General features: G+C 61.3%; 7 protein-coding genes, 1 tRNA gene and 2 pseudogenes. All 10 read left to right on the top strand.

Annotated features, from left to right (window positions below):
* Positions 1–141: pseudogene (tuf, locus tag ABZF37_RS12270) on the top strand (elongation factor Tu); the annotation flags it as partial.
* Between the two features lie 53 nt (positions 142–194).
* A tRNA-Trp gene (locus ABZF37_RS12265) sits at positions 195–270 on the top strand.
* A 45-nt stretch (positions 271–315) separates the two neighbouring features.
* Positions 316–696 carry a preprotein translocase subunit SecE gene (gene secE / locus ABZF37_RS12260; protein ID WP_372720317.1) on the top strand — a complete coding sequence of 127 codons (381 nt, stop codon included), beginning with the start codon at positions 316–318 and terminating at the stop codon, positions 694–696.
* A 3-nt stretch (positions 697–699) separates the two neighbouring features.
* Entirely contained in the window at positions 700–1,233 is a 534-nt protein-coding gene (gene nusG, locus ABZF37_RS12255) for a transcription termination/antitermination protein NusG (RefSeq protein ID WP_372720315.1), read from the top strand.
* Between the two features lie 61 nt (positions 1,234–1,294).
* Positions 1,295–1,726: a 50S ribosomal protein L11 gene (gene rplK / locus ABZF37_RS12250; protein WP_372720313.1), complete on the top strand. Its 432-nt coding sequence runs from the start codon at positions 1,295–1,297 to the stop codon at positions 1,724–1,726.
* A 1-nt stretch (position 1,727) separates the two neighbouring features.
* Positions 1,728–2,420: a 50S ribosomal protein L1 gene (rplA, locus tag ABZF37_RS12245; RefSeq protein WP_372720311.1), complete on the top strand. Its 693-nt coding sequence runs from the start codon at positions 1,728–1,730 to the stop codon at positions 2,418–2,420.
* 42 nt (positions 2,421–2,462) lie between these two features.
* Positions 2,463–2,987, top strand: a complete 525-nt coding sequence (gene rplJ / locus ABZF37_RS12240; protein ID WP_372720309.1) for a 50S ribosomal protein L10 — start codon at positions 2,463–2,465, stop codon at positions 2,985–2,987.
* Between the two features lie 71 nt (positions 2,988–3,058).
* Positions 3,059–3,439 carry a 50S ribosomal protein L7/L12 gene (gene rplL / locus ABZF37_RS12235; protein WP_372720307.1) on the top strand — a complete coding sequence of 127 codons (381 nt, stop codon included), beginning with the start codon at positions 3,059–3,061 and terminating at the stop codon, positions 3,437–3,439.
* Between the two features lie 254 nt (positions 3,440–3,693).
* The gene (rpoB, locus tag ABZF37_RS12230) at positions 3,694–7,770 is read left to right on the top strand and encodes a DNA-directed RNA polymerase subunit beta (protein ID WP_372720305.1); all 4,077 of its coding nucleotides are present in this window, start codon (positions 3,694–3,696) and stop codon (positions 7,768–7,770) included.
* Positions 7,771–7,819: 49 nt separating this feature from the next.
* Positions 7,820–8,540, top strand: a pseudogene (locus ABZF37_RS12225) (DNA-directed RNA polymerase subunit beta'); the annotation flags it as partial.

Genomic DNA, 8,540 nt, shown 5'->3' with positions numbered 1-8,540 from the left:
GAGATGGTGATGCCGGGGGACAATGTGAACCTGCAGGTGTCGCTGATCACGCCGATTGCGATGGATGACGGCCTGCGGTTTGCGATCCGCGAAGGTGGCCGTACCGTGGGCGCCGGTGTCGTCGTCAAGGTGATTGAGTAAATAAGATCAAGTTACGGTCGACCAGAGTCGGCGCATCGGGTGTTTCGGGGTACAGGCCAGTAGCTCAATCGGTAGAGCGGCGGTCTCCAAAACCGCAGGTTGGGGGTTCGATTCCCTCCTGGCCTGCCAATCCTGGGCCGGATCCCGTGAGCCAACTCGAAGGCTTTATGCAACATGGCAGTTAATGCGCCGGTGGCGAGACAGGATTTTGCTGATCGACTCAAGTTGATCCTGGCGGCCGGCTTGTTGGCGGCCGGCATTGTGGGTTTTTACCTGCTGGCCGATCAGGCGCAGGTGCTGCGGGTATTGGCGGTTCTGGCCGGCGTTGCGTCGGCGTTACTGGTCGCCGCCAGCAGCGGGCCGGGCGGGCGCCTGTGGGGTTTTTTCAAGGAGTCCCGTGCGGAGCTGCGGCGTGTGGTGTGGCCAACACGACGCGAGACGGGGCAAACCACGGCTGTGGTGTTCGTCGCGGCGGTCGTCGTTGGGATCATGCTGTGGCTGTTTGATTGGGTAATCAGTCTCGCAATCGGGGCATTCATGGGTTTGGGAGGCTGACCGGTGGCGATGCGATGGTTCGTGGTGCACGCCTACTCGGGGTACGAGAAAACCGTGCAGCGCACGCTCAAGGAACGGGTAGCCCGGGCCGGCCTGGAAGGGAAGTTCGGCGACATCCTGGTGCCGACGGAAGAAGTCGTCGAGATGAAGGATGGCCAGAAGCGCTCCAGTGAGCGCAAGTTCTTTCCCGGCTACGTGCTGGTGCAGATGGAGATGGACGAGGAGACCTGGCACTTGGTGCGTAGTGTGCCGCGGGTGTTGGGTTTCATTGGTGGCAGCGGTGACAAGCCGGCGCCCATTACCGAGCGCGAGGCAGAAGAAATTCTGGACCGTGTGCGGGAGGGGCAGGACAAGCCGAAGCCGAAAGTACTCTTTGAAGTGGGCGAGATGGTGCGAGTCGCCGACGGCCCCTTCAACGATTTCAATGGCGTGGTGGAGCAGGTCAACTATGAAAAGAGCCGGCTCAATGTGTCAGTAATGATTTTTGGCCGGTCCACGCCGGTCGAACTGGATTTCTCCCAGGTAGAGAAAGCCTAGCTGCCCATGAGGGGGCAACGGGGAGCCGCAAGGCGTTATACCCGTCAATTGGAAATTTGAAATGGCAAAGAAAGTTACCGCTTACATCAAGCTGCAGGTCAAGGCCGGGCAGGCTAATCCGAGTCCGCCGGTTGGCCCGGCGCTGGGTCAGCGCGGCGTCAACATCATGGAGTTTTGCAAGGCGTTCAACGCCGAAACTGCCAGCATGGAGCCGGGCCTGCCAGTGCCGGTAGTGATCTGCGTGTATGAAGACCGCAGCTTTACCTTCGTCAAGAAGACCACGCCCGCGTCGGTATTGTTGCGTAAGGCAGCCAGCATCGCCAAAGGCAGCCCTAACCCCAACACCAACAAGGTTGGGTCGGTGACACGGGCGCAGCTGGAGGAAATCGCCAAGGCCAAGGAGCCGGACCTCACGGCGGCTGATCTTGACGCCGCGGTGCGCACCATTGCCGGTAGCGCCCGCAGTATGGGATTGACCGTGGAGGGCGTCTGACATGGCACTTAGCAAAAGACGTAAAGCGATTAACGCCAAGCTGGACAGTCGCCGGCTGGTGCCATTGGCCGACGCACTGGGCCTGCTGAAGGAATTGACCAGCGCCAAGTTCGACGAGTCGATGGATGTGGCCATCAATCTGGGTGTGGACCCGCGCAAATCGGATCAGGTGGTGCGTGGCGCCACCGTGTTGCCTCATGGCACCGGCAAGCGCGCCCGCGTGGCCGTATTTGCACAGGGTCAGGCAGCCGAGGCGGCGACCGCCGCTGGCGCTGACGTGGTCGGTATGGAAGATCTCGCCGAGCAGATACGCGGTGGCGACCTTGATTTCAGTGTGGTGATTGCCGCGCCGGATGCCATGCGCGTGGTTGGCACCCTGGGCCAGGTCTTGGGCCCACGGGGTCTGATGCCAAACCCCAAGGTGGGCACCGTGACTGCCGATGTCGCACTCGCTGTCAGTAATGCCAAGAAGGGTCAGGTGCGCTTCCGTACCGATAGGGCCGGGATTGTGCATTGCGTGATTGGTCGCGCGTCGTTCCAGGTGGACGCCCTGCGCGACAACCTGCAGGCGGTGCTGGCTGAGGTCCACAAACTCAAGCCGGCGACGGCCAAGGGCATGTATCTGCGCAAAGTGACGGTGTCCTCGACCATGGGGCCGGGTATTTCTGTTGACCCGGCTAGCCTCGGCCTGTAGCCGGCGGCCCAACAGCATTAATCAACTTTAAGGACTTTGGCCGTGGCGACCATTCTTGAAACAAAACAGGCGGTAGTAGCCGAAGTGGCTGCTGTAGCGGCACATTCCCCGGTGATGGTTGGGTTGGATTTGAGCGGCCTGACGGTCAGCGAGCTAACCCGGCTGCGGCGCGAGGCGCGCCGGTCCGACGTTTACCTCAAGGTGGTCAAGAACACCCTGTTGCGGCGCGCGGTGACCGGTACCGGGTTCGAGTGCGTGCGTGAAACGCTCAAGGGCCCCCTTTTGGTGGCGTTTTCGCGTGATGAGCCGGGTGCCGCGGCGCGCATGATGCGCGATTTCCGCAAGGCCAACCCCAAGGCGGACGTGCGGCTGGTGGCTGTGGCCGGGCGTTTGCTGGGTCCGCAGGATCTCGATGCGGTGGCCAAGCTGCCGACGCGTGATGAAGCGCTGGCTCAATTGATGGGCGTGATGAAGGCGCCGATTGCCAAGCTGGTACGCGTGCTTGCGGCGCCCAATAGCAAGCTGGTACGTACGCTGGCAGCGGTGCGGGATCAGAAACAGGGTTAGTTAGGTCGGCCAGCGCTGCTGGACGTTATTTTTTTGAAAATTTCCGTTTTTCGTTCTTAGGAGTCAGGATCATGGCGGTTAGCAAGGAAGAAATTCTCGACGCGATTTCCAGCATGACGGTGATGGAGATCGTCGATCTCATCGGCATGATGGAAGAGAAATTCGGCGTCAGCGCAGCGGCGTTCGCCGCCGCACCGGCGGCAGCGGCGGCGGCCGATGGCGGCGCGCAGGCCGAGGAGCGCACCGAATTCGACGTTGTAATGACGAGCTTCGGCGACAACAAGGTCAACGTCATCAAGACGGTGCGCGGCATCACCAGTCTGGGCCTGAAAGAGGCCAAGGATTTGGTGGAAGCCGTGCCGGCCACCATCAAAACCGGCGTGCCGAAAGCTGAGGCCGAGGAAGTGGTGAAACAGTTGACCGAGGCAGGCGCTGCGGCTGAGGTCAAGTAATCCTTGCCGAGTTGCGTCAGCGTCAGCCGACTGGACGCTTTTGCTGTAGGTCTTGGCCGCATCTGGCGGCCAGGCCTGCTGTTACCCGAAGGAAGATCCTTGGCGGGCCAAGTGGGTGTAAGCCACCGGCTGGGCCGCGTCCGGGGTCTTCTTTTGTTTTTTGTTGACTCGTTCGGTTGCCGGAGGCGGGCAGTGCTTCGCCGCGCCGTCGGCGTTGAGTGTCACCCGTAAGGTTTAATCTGGGGGCTGGATCCATGGCTTACTCGTTCGCCGAGAAAAAGCGAATCCGCAAGAATTTCGGTCGTCGGCCGGAAGTGCTGGAAGTGCCGAATCTGCTGGAAATGCAGTTGGACTCGTATCGGCGTTTCCTGCAGACGGGTGTGACGCCGGAGCAGCGTGGCGACGTTGGCCTGCAGGCGGCCTTCCGTTCGGTGTTCCCGATTCAAAGCAGCACCGGCGTCGCCGCGCTCGAATTCGTCGAGTACCGACTGGGCCGGGCGCCGTTCGACGTCAAGGATTGCCAGGTGCGGGGCATGACCTACGCCGCACCCCTGCGCGCCCGCGTGCGGCTGGTCATCTACGACAAAGCCGGCAAGACCCGAGTGGTCAAGGACGTGCGCGAGCAAGAGGTGTACATGGGGGAAATCCCCCTCATGACCGACACCGGTACCTTCGTGATCAATGGCACCGAGCGGGTCATTGTGTCCCAGTTGCATCGGTCGCCCGGTGTGTTCTTCACTCACGACAAGGGCAAGACCCACTCGTCCGGCAAGGTGCTGTTCTCGGCCCGAATCATCCCCTACCGCGGTTCCTGGCTGGATTTCGAGTTCGATCCCAAGGATCTGATGTACGTGCGTATCGATCGGCGTCGCAAGATTGCCGCGACCGTGCTGTTGCGAGCGCTCGGCTATAGCGTTGAGGAAATTCTCGGTCTGTTCTTCGAGACCGACAAGCTGCACTTCAGCGGCGAGAAGATCACGCTCGACCTGGTGGCGGATCGTATGCGCAACCAGCAGGTCAGCTTCGACATTACCGATGCCAAGGGGAAAGTCATTGTGCCGGCCGGCAAGCGCATTTCGGCGCGTCAGGCAAAGCAACTTGAGGCGGCCGGTACGCGCAAGCTGGTGGTGCCGCCCGATTACCTGTTCGGGAAGATTCTGGCCAAGGACATCGTCGACTCGAGCAGTGGCGAAATCGTGGCCGAAGCCAATGCGGTGATCGACGAAGCGCTGCTTGAGAAATTGCAAGCCGCCGGTGTGCCGGACATCGAGGTGTTGCACGTCAACGACGTGGATCGTGGTCCGTATATTTCGGACACGCTGCGGATTGATCACACCACCGGCCGTCAGGACGCGCTGGTCGAGATTTACCACATCATGCGCCCGGGCGAGCCGCCGACCCGGGATGCCGCCGAGAACCTTTTCAATAATCTGTTCTTCAGCGGTGACCTGTACGACCTGTCAGGCGTCGGCCGCATGAAGTTCAACCGGGGCGTCGGTCGCCCAGAGACCACCGGTCCCGGCGTGCTGTCGCAAGAAGACATCGTTGCGGTGCTGCGCAGGCTGATCGATATCAAAAACGGTCAGGGCACTGTGGATGATGGTGATCATCTGGGCAATCGGCGCGTGCGTTGCGTGGGCGAGATGATCGAGAACCAGTTCCGTATCGGTCTGGTGCGCGTGGACCGGGCGGTGCGCGAGCGCTTGTCGTTCGCCGAATCCGAAGGCTTGATGCCTCAGGATCTGATCAATGCCAAGCCGGTGTCGGCGGTCATCAAGGAATTTTTTGGATCCTCGCAGCTGTCGCAGTTCATGGACCAGGTGAACCCGCTGTCGGAAGTGACCCACAAGCGACGCATCTCGGCCCTGGGCCCGGGCGGCCTTACGCGCGAGCGGGCCGGATTTGAAGTGCGTGACGTACATGCAACCCATTACGGCCGGGTGTGCCCCATCGAGACGCCGGAAGGCCCCAATATCGGTCTTATCAACTCGCTGGCGGTGTTTGCTCGCGCCAATAATTATGGCTTCCTGGAAACGCCGTACCGTCTGGTGCGTGACTCGCACGTTACCGACGAGGTGGTGTACATGTCGGCGCTCGACGAGCCCGAGTACGTGATTGCTCAGGCGAGTACCCAGCTGGGCGCGGATGGCGAGCTCACGGATGCCCTGATCTCCTGCCGTTTTGGTAACGAGTTCACCATGACCACGCCGGATCAGGTGCAGTTCATGGACGTGTCTCCGAGGCAGATCGTGTCGGTGGCCGCCTCGTTGATTCCCTTCCTGGAACACGATGATGCCAACCGGGCCCTGATGGGTTCGAATATGCAGCGTCAGGCAGTGCCGACCCTGCGCGCCGACAAGCCGCTGGTCGGGACCGGCATGGAACGCACCGTGGCGAGCGACTCCGGTACCGCGGTAGTCGCATTGCGCGGCGGCGTGGTCGATGCCGTGGACGCTGGTCGTATCGTGGTGCGCGTCGACGACAACCAGGCCGATGCCGGGACCTCTGGCGTGGATATCTACAACCTGACCAAATACACCCGTTCCAATCAGAATACCTGCATCAACCAGCGTCCCCGGGTACAGGCTGGCGATCACATCGTGCGTGGCGACGTGCTCGCCGACGGTTCGTCCACCGATGCCGGCGAGTTGGCGCTAGGCCAGAACGTGCTGGTGGCGTTCATGCCGTGGAGTGGTTACAACTTCGAGGACTCGATCATCATCTCCGAGCGGGTGGTGCAAGAGGACCGCTTCACCACCATCCACATTCAGGAACTGACCTGCGTGTCGCGTGACACCAAGCTCGGGCCGGAGGAAATCACCGCCGACATCCCAAATGTGGGTGAAGCGGCCCTGGCCAATCTGGATGAGTCCGGAATCGTCGCCATCGGTGCCCAGGTGCGCCCCGGCGACATCCTGGTCGGCAAGGTCACGCCCAAGGGCGAGACGCAGATGACGCCCGAAGAAAAACTGCTGCGGGCGATCTTCGGCGAGAAGGCGTCGGACGTGAAGGACACCTCGCTGCGTGTTTCGGCCGGTGTGGTCGGCACCGTGATCGATGTGCACGTGTTCACCCGCGAAGGGGTGAAGAAGGACGAGCGGACACGCGCGATCGAGTCCGAAGCGCTCGCCGGCGTCAAAAAGGATTTCGACGACCAGTACCGCATCACGGCCGACGACGCCTATTCCCGGATCGAACGTCTGCTGGTTGGCAAGCAGGCGCAGGTTGGCCCCAACAAGCTCAAAGCGGGCACCGTTATTAGCGCGGATTATCTTGGCACCGTGGAGCGTGAGCGTTGGGGCGAGATCGGGCTCAAGGATGCCGATGCCGCGGCTCAGGTCGAGCGCACTCTTGAGCAGCTTGCTCGCAAGCGCAAGGAGTTCGACGACCTGCAGGAAGAAAAGCGCAAGACCCTGACCACCTGTGAGGAGCTGCCGCCGGGCGTGCTCAAGATGGTCAAGGTGTTCGTGGCGCAAAAGCGTCGCGTGCAACCGGGCGACAAGATGGCCGGTCGTCACGGCAACAAGGGCGTCATTTCGGTCATCGTGCCGGCGGAAGATATGCCGTACATGGCCGATGGCACGCCGGTGGACGTGATCCTGAACCCGCTTGGCGTGCCCTCGCGAATGAACGTGGGCCAGGTGCTGGAAACCCACCTTGGCTGGGCTGCCAAGGTCCTGGGCCTGAAGATCGGTGGCCTGCTCGACAGCGGCGCCAAACCGAAGGAACTGCGCAAGTTCCTGGACACCATCTATAACCAAACCGGTGGTACGGGGGCGGAACTCGATGCCCTGAAAGACGACGAGCTGCGCGAGTTGTCACATAACCTGCGCGGCGGTGTTCCGATGGCCACGCCGGTGTTCGACGGCGCCCGCGAGGACGACATCAAGGCCATGTTGCGGTTGGCGGGCTTGCCCGAAAGCGGACAGACCACCTTGTACGACGGTCGCTCGGGCGATGTGTTCGATCGTGAGGTGACGGTTGGCTACATGTATATGTTGAAGCTGAACCACCTGGTCGACGACAAGATGCACGCCCGGTCCACCGGGCCTTACAGCCTGGTGACCCAGCAGCCGTTGGGCGGCAAGGCGCAGTTCGGCGGCCAGCGTTTCGGCGAAATGGAAGTTTGGGCGCTGGAAGCATACGGCGCCGCTTACACCCTGCAGGAAATGCTGACTGTGAAGTCGGACGACGTGAACGGTCGCACCAAAATGTACAAGAACATCGTGGATGGCGATTACCGCATAGAGGCAGGCATGCCCGAATCGTTCAATGTGTTGGTGCGGGAAATCCGCTCCCTGGGCATTGATATCGAACTCGAGCGCGAGTGAACACTGGTGGCAGCTTGCTGTTTCGGTCACCTAAAGCGGGGATAGGATCGTGAAAGAATTTCTCAACCTGATGAAGCAAACCACGGGCATCGATGATTTCGAGGCCTTTGTCATCGGGCTGGCGTCGCCAGAAAAAATCCGTTCCTGGTCGTGGGGCGAGGTCAAGAAGCCGGAAACCATCAACTACCGCACCTTCAAGCCGGAGCGGGATGGGCTTTTCTGCGCCAAGATATTTGGGCCGATCAAGGACTACGAGTGCCTGTGCGGCAAGTACAAGCGCCTGAAGCACCGCGGCGTGATCTGCGAGAAGTGCGGCGTCGAGGTCACACTGACCAAGACCCGTCGCGAGCGCATGGGCCATATCGAGCTGGCCAGCCCGGTGGCGCACATCTGGTTCCTAAAGTCCCTGCCGTCGCGCATGGGTATGGCGCTGGACATGGGCCTGAGCGAGATCGAGCGGGTGTTGTACTTCGAAGCCTACGTGGTCGTCGACCCGGGCATGACGCCCCTGGAGCGCGGCAAGCTATTGACGGACGAGGAGTACTACGAGGCCCGCGAGCAGCATGGTGACGAGTTCGATGCCCGCATGGGCGCCGAGGCCGTACGTGAATTGCTCAAGGCGCTCGACCTGCCGGCAGAAGCGCGTCAGATCCGTGAGGACATCCTCAACACCGGATCTGAGACCAAGCACAAGAAGCTGGTCAAGCGCCTGAAATTGCTGGAGTCGTTCCAGGAGTCCGGTAACCGGCCCGAGTGGATGGTGTTCACCG

Origin of the sequence: Immundisolibacter sp., assembly GCF_041601295.1 — a bacterium.
In the GTDB taxonomy this organism is placed as follows: Bacteria; Pseudomonadota; Gammaproteobacteria; order Immundisolibacterales; family Immundisolibacteraceae; genus Immundisolibacter.
The sequence above is the reverse complement of the archived record's forward strand: the minus strand, read 5'-3'. Positions and strand labels throughout refer to the sequence as shown.